This window comes from Phenylobacterium sp. (genome assembly GCF_020402505.1).
In the GTDB taxonomy this organism is placed as follows: Bacteria; Pseudomonadota; Alphaproteobacteria; order Caulobacterales; family Caulobacteraceae; genus Phenylobacterium.
The window spans coordinates 1-20,839 of record NZ_JADBZL010000147.1; the positions used below are offsets into that span (position 1 = coordinate 1).

Sequence of the window (20,839 nt, forward strand, 5' to 3'; positions counted from 1 at the left end):
AAGGGGTGGGTCGAAAAAATCCGCCCCCGACCCCTGCGGAGCGATTGACTGCGGAACTCCGGCTCACGCTGTTCCATGAAGGCCTGGTCCCCTTCCCGGAAACCCGGGCGCGGAACAGGTTGAGGCGGCGCAGCCGGCGGCGGTCAATCCGGGCCGGATCCGGGGGCCTTCCACCCGGGCCGCGACTGTACGACAATCGCCCTCAAGCAGGAGAACTTCCATGGCCGGAACCCGACGGGGACTGAGGATCGCAGTGATCGGCGCGGGCGCCGGCGGGATCGCCGCCGCCATCCGCCTGCGCGAACGCGGCGTGAGCGACGTGGTGATCTTCGAGAAGGCCGGCGAGCCGGGCGGGACCTGGCGGGACAACACCTATCCAGGCATCACCTGCGACGTGCCCTCCCACCTCTACCGGTTCTCCTTCGCCCCCAATCCCGACTGGAGCCACAAGTACTCTCCGGGCCCCGAAATCCAGGCCTACATGCGCAAGGTGGCCGCCGACTATGGCGTCGAGGCTCGGATACGGTTCAACAGCGAGGTCTTGTCGGCGACCTGGACGGGCGGCGGCTGGGAGATCGTCACGACCCAGGGTCCCCAGGGCCGCTTCGACGCCGTCATCACAGCGGTGGGAATCCTGCATCATCCCTCCCTGCCGGACATCGAGGGACTGGACGACTTCGCCGGCGCGGCCTTCCACACCGCGCGCTGGGATCATTCCGTCCCCCTGGAGGGTCGGCGGATCGGCGTCATCGGCACCGGCTCCACCGCCATCCAGATCGTACCGGCCATCGTCGATCGGGCCGAGAAGGTCAGCCTCTTCCAGCGCACGGCCCAGTGGATCCTGCCGGAACCCAACCTGCCGATCGCCGAGGAGAAGCGCGCCGCCTACCGGGCCGACCCGGCCCTGCTGGAAGACCAGTACGCCCACCTCGCCCAGGCCTTCAACGGCGCCTTCTGCGCAGCCGTCGCGGGGGAGGCGCCGGAGGTCTACGCGCGTATGGCCCAGGCCTGCAGGGACAACCTGGCCACGGTGGCGGACCCTGAACTCCGCGCCCGGCTGACCCCGGACTACCGCATGGGCTGCAAGCGGCTGATCGTCTCCAGCCTGTTCTATCCGGCCATCCAGAGGCCCGACGCCGAGCTGGTGACAGACCCCATCGCCCGGATCGAGGCCGGTGGGGTGCGGACGGCGGACGGGCGGCTCCATGACCTGGACATTCTGGTCCTGGCCACGGGCTTCGACGCCCACCATCCCTTCGGCGACATGCACATCACCGGCCGCAGCGGGCGGTCTCTCTCCGAGACCTGGGCGAAGGGCAATGTCACCTATCGGGGAGTGACAGTTCCCGACCTGCCCAACTGGTTCATGCTGGGCGGTCCCAACAGCCCCCTGGGCAACTTCTCCTTCCTGATGACCGCCGAACGGCAGCTCGACTACGTTCTGCAGCTGGTGGACCTGCTGCGGGACGGCCGGGCGAGCGAGATCACGCCCCGGCCGGAGCCCACCGCCGCCTGGACCCAGGCGCTGAAGGACAAGCTGGCGGGGTCGATCTGGGCCTCAGGCTGCCGCAGCTGGTACTTCGACGCGCACGGCAATGTCGCCACCTATCCCTGGTCCTACGAGACCTTCGAGGCGGAGATGAAGGCGCCGGTCCTGGAGGACTACGCCCTGTCGGCCTGAGGGCGGGTCAGGGGGCGGCCGACAGGATGAGGGTCCGCGCCCTGCGAATCTGATCGACGACCAGGGGCAGGTGATGCCGCATGAAGAACAGGCCGTAGAGTCCGGTCCGCCGGTCGATCCAGGGATAGGCGCCGAAGGCGCCCGGGCTGGAGGACAGGAGGCAGGGCCCCTCCGGGTCCTGGGCCTCGCACCAGGTTCCAAGGCCATAGGCGTCGACGTCGCCCATGCCCGGCGGGCGATAGGCCATGGGCTTGCCCGCGGTCTGCACGCGCTCCAGCTCCGCGACCGCTTCCGGCGAGAGCACCCGGCGTCCCTCCAGCGTCCCGCCGGCAGCGAGCATGCCGAGGAAACGGCCATAATCCTCGGCGGTTGAGTACACGCCGCCCTGCAGGTTGGGGTTGGTCACCTCCGCGGGGTCCAGGCGAGGCCGCAGGGGATGTCCCCAGGTCGTTGATTTCAGGCCCAGCGGTATGGAGATCCGCTCGGCGAAGAGGTCCGCCCAGCGCCGACCCGTCGCCTGTTCGACGAGGGCCCCGGCCACCTGAAGGGACGGACCGCCGTACCGGAAAACAGCGCCGGGCGGATCCACCTGGGACCTGCGGGCGATGCGGGCCGCCGACTCCGAGAGGGTCAGTCGGGAATCCTGCAGCAGGTCCGACATCCCGAGGAGGCCGCCCTGGCCCGCGGTGTAGGAGAGGAGCTGGCGCAGGGTGATCTCGCCGGAGGGACCCCGGAACTCGGGCAGCCTTCGGCCGATGGGCTCGTCAAGCGACAGGAGCCCCTCGTCCACGACAGTCATGACCAGGGCCGCCGCCATCCACTTCGACGCAGAAGCCACAGGCAGGCGCGCATCGGGCGCCAGGTCGCCGCGGTCCAGGCGATAGAGAAGGGTCCCTTCCCGGTAAACGAGAAGCGAGACCCCAGGGGCGCCCCTGGCGAGGATGGCGTCGAGGGCGCGATCCAGACCCGGCGGCGCATCGGCGGCGCGGACGGCGCCCGCCGCAAGGGACAGAAGAACGGAAAGGACAGCGAGCCGCCGCAACATCTGGCGCATTTTCCCCGAGCCCCTCAAACTAGGGGTCGACGGCGACGCGAACAAGCCGACTGCAAGCGGGAGGATGACGATGGCGGCCGCCAACGAGGCCCAGGAGGCCTACTGGAACGACGTGGCGGGACGGACATGGGCGGCCCTGCAGGACCGGATCGACCGGCAGATCCGCCCCCTCGGCCTGGCGGCGATGGACAGGCTGGCGCCGGCGGCCGGCGAGACCGTGATCGACATTGGCTGCGGCTGCGGCGACACCAGCCTGGAGCTGGCCCGGCGGGTCGGCCCCGAGGGCGAGGTGCTGGGGCTCGACATCTCGGCGCCCATGCTGGAGGTCGCCCGGCGCAGGGCGGAAGCGGCCGGCGCCGAAGGCCTGGAGTTCCGGCAGGCGGACGCCCAGGTCGCGGCCCTGCCCGGCGGCCGGGACGCCGTCTTCTCGCGCTTCGGCGTCATGTTCTTTGCGGACCCGACGGCCGCCTTTCGGAACATCCGGCATTCCCTCAGGCCCGGCGGCCGTCTGGCCTTCGTCTGCTGGCGACCCCTGGCCGAGAACCTCTGGATGCGCCTGCCCGCCGAGACGGCCGCGGACCTCGTTCCGCTCGCCCCGCCCCCGGAACCAGGCGCGCCGGGCCCCTTCGCCTTCGCCGACCCGGAGCGTGTACGGACGATCCTTGTGGCCGAAGGCTTCACCGGGATCAAGATTTCGCCCCACGATGAGGCGATCGGCGGGCTGGACCTCGAAGAGACGGTGGAGATGAGCTTCCGGGTCGGACCCCTCGGTGCGATCCTCCGGGAACGGCCGGACCTGGCGCCTGTCCTGCGTGAACGCGTCCGCGAGGCGGTCCGACCCTGGCTGCGCGACGGGGCGGTCTACATGCCTTCGGCGACCTGGATGGTCAGAGCCCGCAACCCGGCCTGAATCAGCCGTTCAGGAAGCGGGCGAGGGCGGCGCGGCTGTCGCGCTCCGCCGCCTGGGCGACCCGCGACCCGCGCATGACCTGGAAGGCGTGGAAGGCCCCCGGATAGACATGGACCTCCGTGGGGATCCCCTCGCGGGTCAGCCGGCGGGCGTATTCGAGGTTTTCTTCCAGGAAGAGGTCCAGGGCCCCGGTGGCGATGAAGGTCGGCGGCAGACCCGCAAGACTTTCGGCCCGGGCCGCGGCGGCGTAGGGCAGGACCCCTTCGATCCCGGGCTCATGCCCGAGCAGGGCCGCCCAGCCGAAACGGTTGTTGTGCGCGGTCCAGATAAACTCTCCCGTCATGGGGTGTGGATCGGGGCGCGTGCAGGTGCGGTCGTCAATCATCGGGTAGATCAGGTGCTGGAAGGCGAGCCGGTGCTCGCCCCGGTCCCGGACCAGCAGGGCGAGACCTGCGGCAAGGCCTCCGCCGGCGCTCTCGCCCATGACCCCGACCCGCTCCGGGTCGACCCCCAGTTCGGCGGCGTGAGTCAGGGTCCAGGCCAGAGCGGCGTAGCAGTCCTCCACGGCGCCGGGGAAGCGGGTCTCGGGCGCCAGGCGATACTCCACCGTGACAATCACGCAGCCGAGGTCGGCGGCCATGGGACGGTGCAGGGCCTCGTTGGCGTCCGCCCGACCCGAAACATAGCCGCCGCCATGTATGTGAAGGATGCAGGGCAGGGCGCCCTCGACACCCCGGGGCCGGTAGATGAGGACCTCGACCTCGGGATCACCGGTGCGACCGGGGATGAGGCGGCGGACCTGATCGGTCCGCTCCGCATCCTTGGGGTCGGCGGGGAACCAGGAGGCCCGGCCCCGCATGCCCGGGAGCATGGCCTCGGTCAGGACCACTGTGGGAAAGGCGTCGAGCATGGGCAGGAGCTCAGGGTCGACCAGGTGGCGTGAGAAGGACTCGGACATGGAGCCTCGGCTTCGGGTGGGGGCCTTCAGGGGTAGATCTTGAGCATCTGTCCCTCATGACGGCGGACCGCCTGACGCATGCTGGTCCACTGGGCCGGGACATTGGACCTGTCCCATTCGGCGATCTCGGCCTTGAGGCGGGCAACGACCTCGGGTCGGGCGGCCGCGAGGTTGCGCGTCTCGCCAGGGTCCTCGGACAGGTTGTAGAGCATGTCGTAGACGCCCTGGGAGGAGATCCTCGCCTGGACGCCGTCGGGGGTGATGCCGGCGGCCTGGCTCTCGGACTCGCCCGGCTCGGCGCGGTTGACGCTCCAGAGCTTCCAGTCGCCGTCGCGGATCGCGTAGTTCGGCCCGGTCCGCCAGAAGAGGCGGCGCTCGAAGCGCTTCGGCTCGCGTCCGGCAAGGTAGGGGGCGAGGTTTTCGCCATCCGTCCCCCTCGGCAGGGTTGCGCCCGCCAGGGCGGCGGCGGTGGGGGCGATATCGAGGCTGGAGACCACCTGGTCCTCCACCGCGCCGCGCCGGAAGCGTCCGGGCGCCGAGACGATGTAGGGCACGCGGATTCCGCCCTCGAGATGCAGGCCCTTGAAGCCGTTCAGGGGCGCGTTGGTGCAGGCGGTCCCGACATAGCCGGCGCAGCCGTTGTCCGACAGGAAGACGATGACGGTGTTCGTCTCAAGCTTCCTCGACTTCAGTTCGGCGCGGATCCTGCCGACGCCGTCGTCCAGGGCGGTGACCATGGCGGCGTAGACCCGCTGGCCCTTGTCGGGGATGGCGCGGTTGCGTTCGATGTAGGTGGCCGGGGCCTGGAGCGGCGTATGGGGCGTGGTGTAGGCCAGGTAGAGAAAGAAGGGCTTGCCGGCGCTGGAGTCGATGAAGTTGACCGCCTCGCGGGTGAAGGCGTCGGTGAGGTAGGCCGTCTCCTGCACGACCTCTCGGCCCCGGAGGACAGGCGCGGCCTGGCGCAAGAGGGCCATCTTCTCGGCCTCGGTCGCCCCGGGCGGGGCCTGCACCCCCTCGGCGATCCCGAAGGAGGCGCCGGCTCCGGGGGGCGTGATCTCCTCGTCGCCGACCTTGAAGTCGGTCATGAAGGAGGTCGCCCCGGTCATGACGCCGAAGAAGCTGTCGAAGCCCCGGTCGAGGGGGTGGTAGCCGGCGGGCTGGCCCAGGTGCCACTTGCCCACCATGCCGGTGGAATAGCCGGCGTCCTTCAGGACCTTGGGAAGAAAGACCTCGTCCCGGGAGACCCCTCCGGTCCGGTCCCGGCCCACCGGGTTGAACTCGTAGCCGAAGCGGGTCTGGTAGCGCCCGGTCATCAAGGCCGCCCGGGACGGGGCGCAGACCGGATGGGCGACGTATCCCTGGGTGAACCGCACGCCGTCGCGGGCCAGGGCGTCGATGTGGGGCGTCTTCACCCGGGGCGAGCCGTAGGCGCCCGTATCGCCGTAGCCCAGGTCATCGGCGAGGATGATGATGATGTTCGGCCGGGCGGGCGCCGCCAGGGCCGGGACCGCCGCCAGGCTGGCGCCCGCCGCCGCTGCGAGGAAGACGCTTCTCGTGAACATGTCGGTTTCCTCCCGCCCGGGACTTCCGCCCGGCCCGTGGGAAGGCTAGCACAGCGGTGGCGGCGCGGCAGGGTCTCTGTAGCGAACCGCCCAATCCGGAGACGCGATGATGCGGAATGTCCTGCGCCCGTTCGCCCTGGCGGCGGCACTCCTAATGGGAACCCTTGCCATGACCGAAGCCCTTGCCGCCGACGACCCCTACACCTGGATGGAGGAGATTGAGGGCGACCGGGCCCTGGAGTGGGCGAAGGCGCAGAACGCCCGGTCCCTGCCCCGGCTGCAGAACGACCCGAGGTACGCCGGCCTCTACGCCGAGGCCCAGGCCATCGCGACCGCCCCGGACCGTATTCCGGGGATCACCTTCGCCGGCGGGGAGAAGGTCCGGGACTTCTGGCAGGACCGCACCCACGTCCGGGGCCTTTGGCGCGAGACGGACCTCGCCGGCTACCGGTCGGGCGCTCCGGTCTGGCGGACGATCCTCGATGTCGACGCCCTGGCGAGGGTCGAGAAGGCCAACTGGGTGTTCGCCGGGGCCGATTGCCTGGCGCCGGACAACCGCCTGTGCCTGGTGAGCCTGTCGGATGGCGGCAAGGACGCCGTGACGGTGCGGGAGTTCGACGCCCTTGAGGGCCGGTTCCTGGGTAACGGCTTCCGTCTTCCGGAGGGCAAGCACCGGTTCGGCTGGATCGACCGCGACACCCTGCTGGTCGTCACCGCTCTGTCGCCCGACGAGAGCACCTCCTCGGGCTATCCCTACATTGCGCGCCTCCTGTCCCGCGGCCAGACCCTCGCCCAGGCCCGGGAGGTGTTCCGAGGTGAGCGGACGGACGGCGGCTATGGCGTGTACGGACAGGTCTTCCGGAACGTCGGGGGACAGGTCGAGGCTGCGATCCTGGCCCGGCCCCTCGACACCTTCAGCGCCGAGTATCACCTTCTGGCGGGAGACCGGACCCTGAAGCTGGCCCTGCCCCTGCGCTCGACCCTTCAGGCCCTGGTCGCCGGCCGGCTGGTGGTCAGCCTGGAGGCGGACTGGACCGAAACCGGCTTGAAGGCCGGCGATCTGGTAGACTTCGACCTCGCGGCGGTCCGGGCCACGCCCGGCGCCCTGAAGCCAAACCTGGTCCTGCGCCCGACGCAGAGCCAGAGCGTCGAGCAGGTCGCCTCGACCCGCGACCGCCTTGTCATCGGACTCCTGGACAATGTCCGGGGACAGGTCCGCAGCCTGAAACGGGACGGCGGCGCCTGGACCTCGCAGACCCTCGACCTGCCCTCGGACTCCACCCTGACCCTGACCTCGGCGTCGGACGACAGCGACCGGATCCTGGTGAGCGCAGCCAGCTACCTTTCCCCCACCAGCCAATGGCTGGCCGAGGCCGGGACCGGCGCGACGGATCGCCTGCGCAGCCTGCCGCCCCGGTTCGACGCCTCGAACATGGTCGCCGAGCAGCACTGGGCGGTCTCGAAGGACGGGACCCGGGTTCCCTATTCCGTAGTGCGCCGGAAGGACGCGCCGATGAACGGGGCGAACCCGACCCTGCTCTACGCTTATGGGGGCTTCCTGGTCAGCCAGACGCCAGCCTACGCCGCCATCCCCGGCAAGCTGTGGGTGGAGAAGGGCGGAATCTATGTCGTCGCCAACATCCGGGGCGGGGGCGAGTTCGGGCCGCGCTGGCACAACGCCGGTCTGAAGCTGAACCGCATGCGGGTCTATGAGGACTTCTTCGCCGTCTCTGAGGACCTGATCCGCCGAGGCTACACCTCGCCCCGGCGCCTGGGGATCATGGGCGGCTCCAACGGCGGCCTGCTGATGGGCGTGGCCCTGACCCAGCGCCCTGAGCTCTACAACGCGGTGGTCATCCAGGTGCCCCTGTTCGACATGATCCGCTACACGCAGATCGGGGCCGGCGCCTCCTGGGTGGGAGAGTACGGCGACCCGGCCATCCCGGCTGAGCGCGAGATGCTGCTCTCCTACTCGCCGTACCAGAACCTGAAGGCGGGCCAGTCCTATCCGCAGGTCTTCATTGAGACCTCGACAAAGGATGATCGCGTCCATCCCGCCCACGCCCGCAAGGCCGCCGCGCGGCTGGGGGAGCTGGGCTACGACTATCTCTACTACGAAAACATCGACGGCGGGCATGCGGCGGCGGCCAACCTGAACGAGCGGGCCCTGCGCCAGGCCCTGGAGTACACCTACCTCCTGCAGAGGCTGATGGACTGACCCGCCCCACGATTCCGGTTCCCCTTTCCGCGAAAAGCCGATCTAGGATAGGCGGGAACCCGCTGGAGCGAGGGAGGAGACAAGATGACGGACATTCTGGATCTGGGCGGCCGCGTGGCTCTGGTGACGGGGGCGGGCCAGGGCGTGGGACGGCAGATCGCCCTTCACCTGGGCGGAGCGGCCAACAGCGGCGGCGTGGTGGTCAACGACTTCGTGCTCGAGCGCGCCGAGGCCGTGGCCGAGGAAATCCGCGCCGCTGGCGGCAAGGCCCTGGCCCTGCAGTGTGATGTCTCGAGCCAGGCGGCGGTCAAGGAGATGGTGGCCAAGGGCTCGTCCGACCTCGGGGCCATCGGCGTGCTGGTGAACAACGCCGGCAACGCCGGGGCGACGCCGTCGGCGGATGCGCGCCTGCCCTTCTGGGAGACCGGACCGGAAGTCTGGCAGACCTTCCTGGGGGTCAATCTCTACGGCGTCATCAACTGCACCGGCGCCGTCATCCCGGGCATGATCGCCCGTCAGGCGCCGGGGCGGATCGTGACCATCATCTCCGACGCCGGTCGCTGGGGCGACGCCAACATGGAGATCTACGCTGCGGGCAAGGCGGGCGCGGCGGGCTTTATGCGCTCGGTGGCCCGGACCCTGGGCCGCTACGGGATTACGGCGAACTCCGTGGCCATCGCCCTGACCGCCACCCCGGCGGTGGAGCGCACCCTGAACGGCGATCCCGAGCGCCTGAAGCGCCAGATGGAGAAGTACATCATCCGCCGGCCCGGCCGGCCGGACGACGTGGCGAACATGGTCCTATTCCTCTCGTCTGACGCTTCAAGCTGGATCACCGGACAGGTCTATCCCGTGAACGGCGGCTTCACCTTCGCCCTCTGAAGACCGGACGCAGGTGCGTCCGGGAGTCAGCCAAGGCCCGCCAGAATGGCCCGCCGGGGTGATCGGTTGCACGCCCGCGAAACGCGCCGCGGCCTTGAGCTGGGGCAACCTCAGGAGGACACGTGGCCAAGGCGCCCGGTGACGCCAAACGGGTTCGGCAAGTCGAGGGTCAGCTGGCCGCAGCCAGTGCGCCCTTCGGCGCAAACACGGTCTGGGAGAGCGGCAGGCCGTCGCCCCTTTCACCGTAACGTCGGGCCGCGGTCCGCACCATCTTCTGGAGGCTGGCGAGGAGGGCCTTCTGGTCTCCGATCTGCGCGAAGTGCTCGGCCTGACGTCCCTTCAGCGCGGCGAGAAGTTCCGGGAGGGCGATCAGGGCGTTCAGGCGGCGAAGATAGTCCTCCGTATCCTGGCCCTGGAAGTCCGGCGGGGCAATGGCGGCCACCTCGCCCCGGTCCAGGGTCAGGATGGCCGCGCCGGCCGCGGCCGCAAGACGGGCGCTGGCGCCTCCTGCCGCGCGGAACGGATTGGCGTAGACGTCGACCACGGTCAGGAGTCTGGCGAGGTCGGACGGCTCCGGAATATACAAGAACTGGGATCCGAGGACCTGCTGGCAGGCGTCCGAGAGATAATCCGGCAGTTCGCCAGCGACCAGCCAGACACAGTCCGGCCGGTCCCGGATCGCCAGTTCCATCCCGGTGATGTAGGCTTCGTCCATATCCGCGTCCAATTGGTCGCCCACCGTGGCGATCACCAGGGCGTCCTCGGGAAGGCCAAGATCGGCGCGGGGCAGGGGCTCGGGAGCCGGAGTGACCCGACCCGGGACCTCAAGGGTCTGGACATGGTTGGCGGCGAAGGCGGCCGGCGCGCCCTGAGCGCCCCAGAGGGCCGTGATCTCTTCATGAGATCGACGACCCCAGTAGACGTCCGCATACTGAACAGGCGCGTCGTCGGAAGCAACGTACATGAGGGTCGGCCCCAGCCGGCTCACCAGGCTGATCACCGGCGAGAAGGCGGACTCTCCGCAGAAGTGGAAGGCGCAGGGACCTCGGCCGAGGATGTCGGCCATGAAGTTCTCGTTCTCGAGGGTCGAGACGAGCAGGACCTCCAGATCCTCTCGATGCGAGCCCAGGGCGTCCTGAATGTAGGCGCCCATGTCGGGCGTGATGGAGCCGGAGTGGACGATCTCGATGCGCTTGACCTTAGGGTCGAGGGCGAGGACGGCCGCGAAGTCGATCGCCGTTGTCGATGGCAGGTCATAGGTGTCCTGGAGCGATCCGACAAAGAGAACATGGGCCGCCCGGATCCGGGGCAGGGGAAGGCTCCGGGGCGCCATGGCCAGAGCGTCGGCGAAGCGGGTGAAGATAGGACGGCAGACATGGTTCACCCGCGCCACCAGCGCGGGCGGGAGGGCGGGACTGCGCAGCAGGGAGAGTTCCCGAAGGGTCGAGGCAAGGGTGATCTGCGCGTTCTCGTTCAGGCCCCCGCTCTCGATCAGACGCACAATGCGGTCCTGCACGTCGTCCGCCTTGAAACCAGCCAACTGGTCCGGGCGAAGGAGGCTCGACCAGACCTCGGCGATCCGGCGGACGGCTGGCAGGTCGGCGTCTCGCACGCCCTCTGCGAGGATGTTCTCCAGACTCATGGGTTCCGGCTCCGGGGAATGATTTTGGAAGTCAGGGCGCGCGGTCGCGAAGCGCCCGGGGGGCAGGTTCCGGCGAACCGGCGTCTTCCGGCCCTGGCCGCAGCCGGGGCGGATGCGAATTGGCGGGCCTTGTGCATGGGGAGCGTCCGGTTCCGGGGCCCCTACTGTTCGCCAATTAAGGTTAACCGAGTGTTACGCCATAGCCGGGCGACTCCGGCGGCGGGGGCGGAGCCTTGCGGTACCAGACCAGCTGCTCGGAGGTGGCCAGGAGCTTGCCGTCACGGCGCCAGTAACTGGAGCGTTCGTCCGAGGCGCCGCCGCCTCCCACCCGGCCCTCGTACTCCACCAGGATGAAGTCATTGCCGACCTCCGCCACCTCTTCGTCGGTGGCGTGCAGATAGACCGTCAGGGACAGGGTGGTGGTCGAGACGCCCATGCCGAAGGCGTACATGGCCCGGGGCGGGGAGTTGTCGGTGATCATGCCCAGGAGGGCTTTGTCCAAAGGCTCCCGGCGCGAGCGCACCCAGGCCAGGGACCGCGATCCTGCAGAGGGCCTGGGCGGGAAGCCGTCGAGGCTGCGGCGTTCCAGTACGGTGGAGCCGAAGTGCTGGCGGGCATTGGGGATTTCCGGGGCCGGCAGGCTGTCCGGATCCGGCGCCTGCGGCATGGTGACAAAGGCGAAGGGCGGGGTGTCGGGCCGCTTCGCCGTGGTGACGATGGCGTGGACGCCCACCTCCTCGGAGCCTGGCGGGCGCAGCTCCACCTCCCAGACCCCCACTGAGCCGCCCTGGCGGATCCGGCGGGTGCGCACATCCAGGTCGCCCGCCGGCAAGGCGGCGGCATAGGTCAGGGTCAGGGACAGGACCTCGCCCACCCGCTCGGGCTCGGCCTGGACGATGCGGGTGGCGAGGCCGATGGCGTAACCGCCCCAGAGCCCGCCGGAGGGGTTGCGCCACTCCTCGCCGGCGGGCACGCGCCAGCGCCCCGGTCCGAGGCGCTCGAGGATCATCTGGTGGGTCGGGGCGTCTGTCGTCATGGCCGGGACCCCTACACCGGGCCAGGCGGGAATTGGAAGGGCGGGCAGGCATGGTAGCCTGCGCCAACGCCAGGTTCGGAGCCCTTCGCGGATGGACACCCCCTTCATCGACGCCGAAGCCCGGGTCCGCAGCCTCGACCCCGAGGGCCGGCTCCTGTCGGCGGAGCTCCTCGCGGGCGGCGTCTCCTCGCACATCCGGAAGCTGGTGTTCCAGACGGCCTGCGGAATCGAGGCGGTCGTCGAGCGCCGGCCCAAGGTCATGCCGGGCAAGCCGCCGCCTGCGGAACGCGCCGCCCTAGAGGCCGCCCTGCTGGCGCGCCTTCCCGGCCTCGGGATCCCGGCCCCGCGGCTGCGCCGCTTCGATCCGCCGGACACCCTGGTCCTCGACTTCCTGGACGGCGGGGCAGAGCCGCCCCCGGGGGCGCCCGCCAGCCTCATCGGGCCAATGGCCTCGGCGCTGGCGGCCCTGCACCGGCTCGGCCCGGAGCACGGCCTGCCGGCCATGCGGAGCTTCACCGACCCCCTGCCCGACCTGAAGGCCTGGCGGCCGGATCTCTTCCCCGCAGACGCGGCGGTCCAAGCCGCCTGCCCGCCCCTTGAAGGGTCGCCCCGCCTGCTGCACGGAGACTTCTGGATGGGCAATCTCCTCTGGCGGGGTGGAGAACTGGCCGGCCTGCTGGACTGGGAGGACGCCTGCCTGGGCGATCCCATGGCCGAACTGGCCGCGGCCCGCTGCGACCTGCACAGCCGCTTCGGCGCCGGGGCCGCCGAGAGCCTGGCCGAGACCTACGGCGCCCTCGCCCCGACGCACCCGGCCCGCCTGGCCTGGTGGGACCTCTACATGCCCAGCGCCCAGCTCACCTTCATGGACGGCTGGGGCCTGGCCCCGGAGGAGCTGGAGCGTCTGCGTGGAGCCATGACAAGGCGGCGTGACCTCGCCCTGGCTGCGCTGGGGATGGGGTGAGGCTCAGCCGCCCTTCTCAAGGTCGGCCGGGGGGAGGGCAGGCCCGGCGTCCCCGGGGCGCTTCGGACCTGAAGGTCAGGCGGTGGTGCAGCCATCCGGCAGCGCTCGCCGGCTGACCGACGGGACGGGTGGTCAGCACCAGCAACGGACCTTCCGCCTGGCTGTAACGTTCCAGCACCGCGCCAACCCAACCTGGCTCTGTCGCCATGTCGACGTAATGGCGGATTGCGCCATCGTGTGCCTCGTAGCGCCCGGAATAGGCGATGAAGCCGTCATTCTGGACGCCCGAAACCCGGCCCTGCGCCGGCCATTCCGGATGCATGAGAAATCCGGCCATGACTCCCTGTGGGGCGTAGAGGACCCGGCCCTGCGCCCTCTCAGTGAACGGGTGTTCAACCGGGCCGGCCGCGTGGACCTTCACCCATTCGACGAGCCTCCAGACACCGGTCAACGCCACGGTCAAGCGATCCCTCCCTCGGACGGCCGGGAGAGGCGGAGCAACAGGGTGGAAGTCAGCAGGAACTGGAAAAGAATGACGGTGGGAAGCATCCAGCGATGAGCGCTGATCAGGGCGACCGCCGCAGGCGCAGGGTTCATCAGCGGCGCGTTCAGAAGGTTCAGGATGAGGATGGCGAAGAGCAGAGGGGTCGAGCCCCGGAAGAGCTTCCAGCAGGCCACGCCGTAGGCGGTCTCGATGGCGAGGTCGGCCCAGGGCGCACCTGCCAGGTTGAATCCGAAGCGCGGCGATCCGGCGAGGGGCAGGAGGCTGATGTCCGGTTCGTGGTGGATGAGATCCAGCAGCACATGCGAGATGACCGCGAGGGCCAGGGCCAGCCCGATCCGAGGGCGGCCCAGCCATGCGCCGAGGACCAGGACCGCAATCGCCAGCCCCGCCCCGGTCCCCAGAGCGTGAGAGTAGGGCAGGAAGCTGAGATGGACGGAGGTCTGCGTGGTCGTGAACCGCTCGATCCCGAGATAAGTGAACCCGATCCAGAGCAGTTCGACGGCCTGGACGGCAACGAGAAGGGCGGGCAGGGGCGCGTCGGGGAAGACGCGCTTGATCGCCAGGGCCGTCGTTCCATGCGCGATGGCGTACATGCGAGAGGTCTCCTTGCTTGCGGCGCGGCGCAGGAGGCCGCCCCCCTTTCGCCCTGTGGGCCGGCCTTCAGGGCTTTACGTCGAAGTTGATCCGCACCCCGTTGACGCTGCGGATGAAGTCCGGCCCGAAGGCGGTGGCGGGGGTATGGGCGCCGATCGGAGCCTTGCCGCCGCAAATGGCTTCCATAGCCCGCACCGCGATCTCCGCCGCCATGGCGTAACCCTCGCCGCCCTCCAGGCGCCCGGTGCACCGGGCATCCCCACGACCGCCCTCCACCCAGACGCGGGAGACGGGCGCCCGGAGCCCTGCAACTCCCGAATGCCCGCTGCTGGACAGGATCTGCCGGCGAACGGTGGGGATTTTCAGCAGGGCCGGCAGGACCGGCGCGATGACGGACAGGACCGCGGCTTGCGACGCCGGCATCGGTACGCCCGCGACAATCTGGCGGACGCCGGTGGCGTGACGGGCGCCGACGAGATCCGCCAGGGGTGCGCTAGCGAAGGCCTGGCGGGAGCCGTCGGCGCCCAGGACCCGCCAGCGCCTGCGCCCGAGGTTCCGGCGGACAACCTCGCCATCGATGATTTCCCGACCGCCGCCCGCAAGGACGGCCAGGGTGCTCTCGGCGACGGCGGGGGAGTCGTGGGCGGAGTCCGACGCCACGCTGATCCGGAGCCAATCTGCGCCGCCCAGGGCCTCTGACACCATCGCCGCCAGGCCATCGGAGGCAGCGATGCCGAACCCCGCCCCGCCGACCAGGGTGAGCCCGGCCCGCCGGGCCTCACCATCCATGTCGAGAAGCCGCTGAAGCGCAGGCGCCTCGCCGTTGAGGTCGGCGTAGGAAAGACCCGCCGACAGGGCGGCCCGGATCAGGGGGAGGCCCGTCTCGCTGAATGGCCCCGCCACATTGAGCAGGGCGCGGCGCCCCTTCAGCGCCACGGCGAGGCTCTCGGGGTCCGCGAGGTTCGCCTGCCTGAACTCCAGACCTCTGGGCGCGGCGAGGGCCATCAGCCGCTGTGGGTCGCGGCCGACCAGGAGAGGCCTGTGTCCCCTCTGCATCGCCTGCTCGAGGACCATCTGACCCGTCACGCCTGTCGCCCCGAAGAGGGCCCAGGCGTTGGGGTGATCATTTGCTAACTCAAGTGACATGCCTTTACCCTCCAAGGCCGCGTTCAATCAGGTCGAGAATGTCCGCCGTCAATTCACTGGGACGGCGCGGAAGCTCTTCGAAATGCGCCATGCGCGCGATCTGGGCGACCAGGCCCAGGATGAGAGCTGCGGCCAGGTTCGCGTCGACACCCGGGCGGACCTCGCCGCGGGCCTGCGCCGTCTCGACCAGGCGGCGCACGGCGCCCGGCAATCCGAGCGCGCGGGCGTCACCCGGCAAGTCGCGCCAGTACCGGCGGAGGTTCTCGAGTACGAAATGAATGGCGTCAGGAGAGGTTTCGATCAGCACAAGGGCGCCCGTAATGGCGGACCGCAGATCTGCGGACGGGGTCATCACCGTGGCGGCGAGGCGCCGATAGCAGGCCTCAAACAGGCTCCGCGCCAGGTCCTCCTTCGTGCTGAAGTGCTTGAAGAGGGCGGGATTACTGTAGCCCGAACGCGCCGCGATATCCCGGACGGTCACGCCATCCACCCCTCGCGAGGCGAACAGGTCCATCGCCGAGAGCAGGATCGACTGCTTTGCGGGCGGATCAGTGCTGGATACGAAGAAGGGGAGTGGCGCGTGCATCATTTCATGAAGTTAGCATTTGCTCACCGTCTGTCAAGCCTTGTGTCTCCGGGAACCCGGACTGGAAGGCCGGGCGCGGTTGCCGGGGCGGCTCCTCCTGCTCCTGGAAGCGGGTGTTCCAGACGACGGAAGGAACCTGCGCCGTCCTCGAACGCCGGCCGAAGGTCATGCCGGGCCAGCCGCCCGCCCCTCGCCGGCATGACGCCGCCCCAAAACCGGGGCGGATGACCGCTCAAGAGGTTCAGTTCCCGCGCCTGGCGCCGTATATGGGCGCGGCCCGCCGTCGCCCGGCCCCGCCCAGCGCCGGAGCGCCCTGCCGCCTGTTCCGCCCGGAGACGATCATGACAGCCGTCCTGAAGTTCCTGAAAACCGAGGCCGCCGGCGGGCTGTTGATCGCCTTGGCCGCCGCGGCCGCCATCCTCGTCGCCAATTCGCCCCTGGCGTCCGGCTACAACGCCTGGCTCAAGACGCCGCTGGTCCTCGATCTCGGCTTCTGGCAGGTGGGCGGCGCCCTGAAGGACTGGGTGAAGGACGGCCTGATGGCCATCTTCTTCTATGTCATCGGCCTTGAGCTGAAGCGCGAACTCACCGTCGGCGAGCTCTCCAACCCCAAGACCGTTCTGCTGCCGGTCGCGGCGGCCTTCGGCGGCGCCCTGCTTCCGGTCCTGATCTACAGCGCCTATGCCGGAGGCGTGGATCCGCGCGGCTGGCCGGTGCCGGTCGCCACCGACATCGCCTTCGCCCTCGCCGCTCTGGCCCTCATCGCACCGAAGGCCAACCCGAGCCTCAGGCTCTTCCTGCTGACGCTGGCCGTCGTCGACGACCTGATGGCCATCGTCCTGATCGCCGTCCTGTTCACCGCCGAGCTGGCCTATGTGCCGCTGTTTGCGGCCCTGGCCCTTCTGGGTCTCGTCTACGGCCTCGGCCGGCTGCGCCCCCTGCCGATGTGGATCTATCCGGCCGTCGCGGTGATCACCTGGGGCCTGTCCAAGGAGTCCGGGGTGCACACCTCCGTCATGGCGGTGGCTGCGGCCTTCATCGTGCCGCCCCGGCCGATCGGGAGCGACGACACCCTGCTCGGGCGGCTTGAACACTACATCCACCCGTTCTCGGCCTATGTCGTCCTGCCCATCTTCGCCTTCAGCGCCGCGGGGGTCTCCCTCGCCGGCCTGAAGCCGCAGGACATCCTCGCCGGGGTCTCGGCGGGCGTCGCTCTCGGACTGGCGATCGGCAAGCCGATCGGCGTCACCCTCTTCGCCCTCGCCGCCGCACGGCTGGCGCGGAACCCGCTGCCCTTCTCGCTCGGCCAACTGATCGGCGTCGGATGCCTCTGCGGCATCGGCTTCACCATGAGCCTCTTCATCGGCGCCCTCGCCTTCGACGGCGACGTCGCCGGAGAGGCGCAGGCGCGGCTGGGCGTTCTGATGGGCTCGTCGCTCTCGCTGCTGCTGGGGCTTATCGCCTTCCGGCTGCTTCCCCCTCCGAAAACCTAGATCACCGCTCGAGGCCTCACTTGGAAATCGCCATTCAGATCATCGCCGGTCTCGCCCTGCTTGCACTGGGGGGCGAAGGCGTCATTCGCGGTGCGGTGGGCGTCGCCCGACGGCTTGGCCTCTCGGAGCTCCTGATCGGGCTGACCCTGGTGGGCTTCGGCACTTCGTCCCCCGAGCTGATCACCAGCATAGACGCGGCCCTGGCCGGATCGCCGGGCATCGCCCTGGGCAATGTGCTCGGCTCCAACATCGGCAACATCCTTCTCATCCTGGCGCTGGTGCTGCTGATCAAGCCGATCGCGGTCAATCCGGCGGCGGTCGGGCGCGACGGCGTGATCGCCCTCGTCGTTTCCATAGGCCTGGCCGCCCTCGCCCTGACCTTTGGGGAGCTCAACCGGATGATCGGGCTCCTGCTCCTCGCCGGGCTGGCGGTTTACGTCTTCACGGTCTGGCGCATTGAGAGCCGGGGCGGGGCGGCGGCGGAGGTGCATGTGGAGTCTTCACACACCCACGACCCGGCGCCTCAAGCGCTCTGGGTCTCGGCCCTGTTTGTGACGGCGGGCCTCGGCCTGCTGATGCTGGGGGCGAATCTCCTGGTCACGGGCGCCGTCGCGACGGCGCGGATCGCCGGCCTTTCCGAGACCGTGATCGGTCTGACCATCGTTGCGATCGGCACGTCTCTGCCAGAACTCGTGGCGACTCTCGCGGCCGCCCTCAAGGGCCGATCCGATGTCGCCTTCGGCAACATCGTCGGGTCGAACATTTACAACATCCTCGGCATACTGGGCCTGACCGCCCTCATTCATCCCCTGCCGATCCCGAAGGACGTAGGCCTGCTCGACTGGGGCGCCCTCATTGGCTCCGCCGCCCTGCTGCTGGTCTTCGCCCTCACCGGACGACGGCTGACACGACTGGAAGGCGTCGCCTTCCTCGCCGCCTACGCCGCCTTCGTCTACCTCCTTCTGTCGAAGTGAGGCCGGCGCGAGCGGCTCAGGCGGCCTTTCGCCAGGGCCGGTCCGCCGCCAGGTACAGGGCGCCGAACAGCCCGGCCCCGAGGATCAGGAGCCAGGACGAGGGGGTGTTGAACTCGTAGGCCGGATGGTTCCTGAACATCCAGTGGAGCAGGACGTGCGCCACGGCGAACGCCGCCAGCCAGACCCTCACGGGACGCCGGGTCCCGTAGATCAGGATCGCCGCGAAGAGGGGGACGTGGAGCCAGATGAAAAGCTCCCGCCCGACATTGTCCGGCAGGAAGCTCGTCAGGGGAAGAACCCGCCATTCATGGCGGTAGGCGGCGTCGATCTCATGCGAGACAAAGAAGGCCAGGGTCAGCGAGTACAGACCGTCCGCCGCGCGCATCTTCGTGACCATGGGCAAACCCCGGCGGTTCCGATTGACCCGCCGCGATGCCGCCGGGCCGGAGGAGGTCGAGCGGGTTAACCGCCGATCTGGCTGTCCAGATATTTCCGGATCGCCGGTCCGTAGGGCGGGCGCATCATCTTCAGGGGGCCGATGTCCTTCTTCATCTGGCTGAAGACGGCCTTGCGGTGGCTGAACTCCCGGAAGCCGTCGACCCCGTGATAGCTGCCCATGCCGGAGGGACCGACGCCGCCGAAGGGCAGGTCCTCCTGCACCACATGCATGACCACGTCGTTCACAGTGACGCCGCCGGCCGTCGTGCGGCTCAGCACCGCTTCGCGCTCGGCCGCGTCGTCGCCGAAATAGTAGAGGCCCAGGGGCCGGTCGCGGCGGTTCACATAGTCCAGGGCCTCGTCGAGGGTCTGATAGCTCTTGATCGGCAGGACCGGTCCGAAGATTTCCTCCTGCATCACCTTCATGTCGTCGGTGGGCTCGAGGATCAGGGTCGGGGCGATCTTGCGGTGCGGCTGCTGGGAAAGGTCCTCGCCCTCGGGCTTCAGCTCGATCACCCGGGCGCCCTTGGCCCGGGCGTCGTCGATATAGCCGGTGATCCGGTCATAGTGACGCTGGGCGATGATCGAGGTGTAGTCGGGATTGTCCTTGATCGTCGGGAACAGGCTGGCGACAGAGGCGCGGGCGGCGTCGACGAAACCCTCCACCCGGTCCTTCGGCGCCAGGACATAGTCGGGCGCCAGACAGATCTGGCCGGCGTTCAGCGTCTTGCCGTTCATCACCCGGGCCGCGGCCACCTTGAGGTCCGCCGACCGGCCGAGGATGACCGGGCTCTTGCCGCCGAGCTCCAGGGTCACGGGCACGAGGTTCTCCGCCGCCGCCTTCATCACGTGCCGGGCGATGGAGGTCGCCCCGGTGAAGATCAGGTGGTCGAAGGCCAGGCGCGAGAAGGCCTCGCCCACCTCCGGGCCGCCGATCACCACGGCGATCTCCTCCTCGGAGAAGGCGCCGGCGAACATTGTGCGCATAAGGTCCGAGGTGGCCGGGGTGTACTCTGAGGGTTTGATCATCGCCCGGTTGCCGGCGGCGAGGATGCCCGCCAGAGGTCCGAACGTCAGGTTGATCGGGAAGTTCCAGGGGCTGATCACCCCCACCACGCCCTTCGGCTGGAAGCGCACCTCGGTCCGGGCGCCGAACAGGCCCAGGATCGCCGGCGTCGGCTTGCGCTTCTCAGGGCGCATCCACCTGGCGAGATGCTCGCGGGCGTACTGCAGGGGCGCGATGGAGGCGGCGACGTCGGTGAAGGCCGTGGCCTCGCGCGACCTCGAACCGAAGTCGTCGTTCAGCGCCTCCTCGATGGACCGGCGGTTCTCGCGCAGGAGCCGGATGCAGCGGTCGATGCGCTCGATACGCAGGGCTGCGCTGGCCTCGCCATCGCGCAGGTGGGCGGCCTTCTGGCGCTCAAGGATGGCCTGCATGTCCATGGGGATCCCTCCGACTTTACGGTGTATAGTAAAATACAAGCCTGATGATCCCGTCAAGATAGGGCGGTGGACGCACACCGCCATCCCCTCAGGCTCAGGACGGCCGGGCGGAGCGCCCGGCCGCCACCAGGGGCGTGAAGGCGCCGAGGATCAGGCGGGAGGCGTCGAAGGGCGGCGCCTCGGCGCCATCCATCCGGGAATCCTGGTGCATGCGTTCCTCGGCGGCCCCCAGAAAGGCCTTACTGGGCCAGACCTGCCAGGCGAAGACGATCTTCTCCCCCGGCCGTGCGGCGACCGCCCTACGGAAGTCGGTCTGCTTGCCGTCGGGGACAAAGTCTTCCCAGCTCTCGACGATCTCGAGGCAGCCATACTCGCGAAAGAAGGCCGCACTGGCCTCCGCCCACTGGCGGTAATCGTCCAGCCGGTCTTCGGGAACCGGGATCACCATGCCGCAGATGTGCATCTCGCCCTGCCTCCGGTGGTGCGGCCTTCAGCCTATGCGAGGACGGGATAGACGACTAGACGCGCCCGTCGGGTGGCCGCGAACCGCGACGATGGATGACGCCGTCGCATGGTGCAGGCGACCCGTGCGGCGGGGCGCCGAACTCGCCGGGCGCCTGCAACACTGCCTTCTGATCGTCAAGCTCCGATCGTCTCTGACTCTCTTCGGCATACAGGGCGAGCTGGCCCGGTGGGTTGGCTTGACCCTCGCCGTCTTCGGTCGGAACTGACAGTCGGGAATATTCACCAGTC

General features: G+C 69.4%; 20 protein-coding genes. 8 read left to right on the forward strand and 12 right to left on the reverse strand.

The window, feature by feature from the left end:
• The first annotated feature begins 220 nt into the window (after window positions 1–220).
• Window positions 221–1,681 (forward strand): NAD(P)/FAD-dependent oxidoreductase, encoded by a 1,461-nt coding sequence (locus IM632_RS10560; RefSeq protein WP_296482033.1) that lies wholly within the window; start codon window positions 221–223, stop codon window positions 1,679–1,681.
• Between the two features lie 7 nt (window positions 1,682–1,688).
• On the opposite strand, the gene IM632_RS10565 is transcribed toward IM632_RS10560, so the two are convergent.
• On the reverse strand, window positions 1,689–2,735 hold the full coding sequence (locus tag IM632_RS10565) for a serine hydrolase domain-containing protein (RefSeq protein WP_296502512.1): 1,047 nt from the start codon (window positions 2,733–2,735) through the stop codon (window positions 1,689–1,691).
• Window positions 2,736–2,805: 70 nt separating this feature from the next.
• Between IM632_RS10565 and IM632_RS10570 the strand changes: the two genes are divergently transcribed.
• Complete coding sequence (locus tag IM632_RS10570) at window positions 2,806–3,645, forward strand: methyltransferase domain-containing protein (protein WP_296552314.1); 840 nt, start codon at window positions 2,806–2,808, stop codon at window positions 3,643–3,645.
• Window position 3,646: 1 nt separating this feature from the next.
• Here the strand turns inward: IM632_RS10570 and IM632_RS10575 are convergent, their stop codons facing one another.
• Both IM632_RS10575 and IM632_RS10580 read right to left on the reverse strand, forming a co-directional pair.
• Window positions 3,647–4,603: an alpha/beta hydrolase gene (locus IM632_RS10575; RefSeq protein ID WP_296525213.1), complete on the reverse strand. Its 957-nt coding sequence runs from the start codon at window positions 4,601–4,603 to the stop codon at window positions 3,647–3,649.
• Between the two features lie 26 nt (window positions 4,604–4,629).
• Complete coding sequence (locus IM632_RS10580; protein WP_296503182.1) at window positions 4,630–6,165, reverse strand: sulfatase-like hydrolase/transferase; 1,536 nt, start codon at window positions 6,163–6,165, stop codon at window positions 4,630–4,632.
• A gap of 169 nt (window positions 6,166–6,334) precedes the next feature.
• On the opposite strand from IM632_RS10580, the gene IM632_RS10585 reads away from it, so the two are divergent.
• Together IM632_RS10585 and IM632_RS10590 are read left to right on the forward strand one after the other, a co-directional pair.
• Window positions 6,335–8,383, forward strand: coding sequence for a prolyl oligopeptidase family serine peptidase (locus tag IM632_RS10585; RefSeq protein WP_296482018.1), 2,049 nt, complete (start codon window positions 6,335–6,337; stop codon window positions 8,381–8,383).
• A gap of 84 nt (window positions 8,384–8,467) precedes the next feature.
• Window positions 8,468–9,265, forward strand: a complete 798-nt coding sequence (locus IM632_RS10590) for an SDR family oxidoreductase (protein WP_296482015.1) — start codon at window positions 8,468–8,470, stop codon at window positions 9,263–9,265.
• A gap of 169 nt (window positions 9,266–9,434) precedes the next feature.
• Here the strand turns inward: IM632_RS10590 and IM632_RS10595 are convergent, their stop codons facing one another.
• Both IM632_RS10595 and IM632_RS10600 read right to left on the reverse strand, forming a co-directional pair.
• Window positions 9,435–10,907, reverse strand: coding sequence for a hypothetical protein (locus IM632_RS10595; RefSeq protein ID WP_296482012.1), 1,473 nt, complete (start codon window positions 10,905–10,907; stop codon window positions 9,435–9,437).
• 181 nt (window positions 10,908–11,088) lie between these two features.
• Window positions 11,089–11,943 (reverse strand): thioesterase family protein, encoded by an 855-nt coding sequence (locus IM632_RS10600; RefSeq protein ID WP_296482009.1) that lies wholly within the window; start codon window positions 11,941–11,943, stop codon window positions 11,089–11,091.
• A 91-nt stretch (window positions 11,944–12,034) separates the two neighbouring features.
• Between IM632_RS10600 and IM632_RS10605 the strand changes: the two genes are divergently transcribed.
• Window positions 12,035–12,907: an aminoglycoside phosphotransferase family protein gene (locus tag IM632_RS10605; RefSeq protein WP_296482006.1), complete on the forward strand. Its 873-nt coding sequence runs from the start codon at window positions 12,035–12,037 to the stop codon at window positions 12,905–12,907.
• A gap of 16 nt (window positions 12,908–12,923) precedes the next feature.
• On the opposite strand, the gene IM632_RS10610 is transcribed toward IM632_RS10605, so the two are convergent.
• From IM632_RS10610 to IM632_RS10625, 4 genes are all read right to left on the reverse strand, one after another.
• The gene (locus tag IM632_RS10610; protein ID WP_296482035.1) at window positions 12,924–13,364 is read right to left on the reverse strand and encodes a lipocalin-like domain-containing protein; all 441 of its coding nucleotides are present in this window, start codon (window positions 13,362–13,364) and stop codon (window positions 12,924–12,926) included.
• A 2-nt stretch (window positions 13,365–13,366) separates the two neighbouring features.
• On the reverse strand, window positions 13,367–14,005 hold the full coding sequence (locus tag IM632_RS10615; protein ID WP_296482004.1) for a hypothetical protein: 639 nt from the start codon (window positions 14,003–14,005) through the stop codon (window positions 13,367–13,369).
• 67 nt (window positions 14,006–14,072) lie between these two features.
• On the reverse strand, window positions 14,073–15,152 hold the full coding sequence (locus tag IM632_RS10620; RefSeq protein ID WP_296482001.1) for an NAD(P)H-binding protein: 1,080 nt from the start codon (window positions 15,150–15,152) through the stop codon (window positions 14,073–14,075).
• Window positions 15,153–15,156: 4 nt separating this feature from the next.
• A complete protein-coding gene (locus tag IM632_RS10625) occupies window positions 15,157–15,738 on the reverse strand; it encodes a TetR/AcrR family transcriptional regulator (RefSeq protein ID WP_296481998.1) in 582 nt (193 codons plus the stop codon).
• A gap of 341 nt (window positions 15,739–16,079) precedes the next feature.
• Between IM632_RS10625 and nhaA the strand changes: the two genes are divergently transcribed.
• Window positions 16,080–17,231 (forward strand): Na+/H+ antiporter NhaA, encoded by a 1,152-nt coding sequence (nhaA, locus tag IM632_RS10630; RefSeq protein ID WP_296481995.1) that lies wholly within the window; start codon window positions 16,080–16,082, stop codon window positions 17,229–17,231.
• A gap of 20 nt (window positions 17,232–17,251) precedes the next feature.
• On the forward strand, window positions 17,252–18,205 hold the full coding sequence (locus tag IM632_RS10635) for a calcium/sodium antiporter (protein ID WP_296484486.1): 954 nt from the start codon (window positions 17,252–17,254) through the stop codon (window positions 18,203–18,205).
• Window positions 18,206–18,221: 16 nt separating this feature from the next.
• Here IM632_RS10635 and IM632_RS10640 read toward each other — a convergent pair whose 3' ends face one another.
• From IM632_RS10640 to IM632_RS10650, 3 genes are all read right to left on the reverse strand, one after another.
• On the reverse strand, window positions 18,222–18,602 hold the full coding sequence (locus IM632_RS10640; protein ID WP_296484489.1) for a DUF6713 family protein: 381 nt from the start codon (window positions 18,600–18,602) through the stop codon (window positions 18,222–18,224).
• Between the two features lie 65 nt (window positions 18,603–18,667).
• Window positions 18,668–20,086: a coniferyl aldehyde dehydrogenase gene (locus tag IM632_RS10645; protein WP_296484492.1), complete on the reverse strand. Its 1,419-nt coding sequence runs from the start codon at window positions 20,084–20,086 to the stop codon at window positions 18,668–18,670.
• A gap of 94 nt (window positions 20,087–20,180) precedes the next feature.
• Window positions 20,181–20,549 (reverse strand): DUF1428 domain-containing protein, encoded by a 369-nt coding sequence (locus tag IM632_RS10650; protein WP_296484495.1) that lies wholly within the window; start codon window positions 20,547–20,549, stop codon window positions 20,181–20,183.
• A 91-nt stretch (window positions 20,550–20,640) separates the two neighbouring features.
• On the opposite strand from IM632_RS10650, the gene IM632_RS10655 reads away from it, so the two are divergent.
• Window positions 20,641–20,817: a hypothetical protein gene (locus IM632_RS10655; protein WP_296484498.1), complete on the forward strand. Its 177-nt coding sequence runs from the start codon at window positions 20,641–20,643 to the stop codon at window positions 20,815–20,817.
• The last annotated feature ends 22 nt before the right edge of the window (window positions 20,818–20,839 follow it).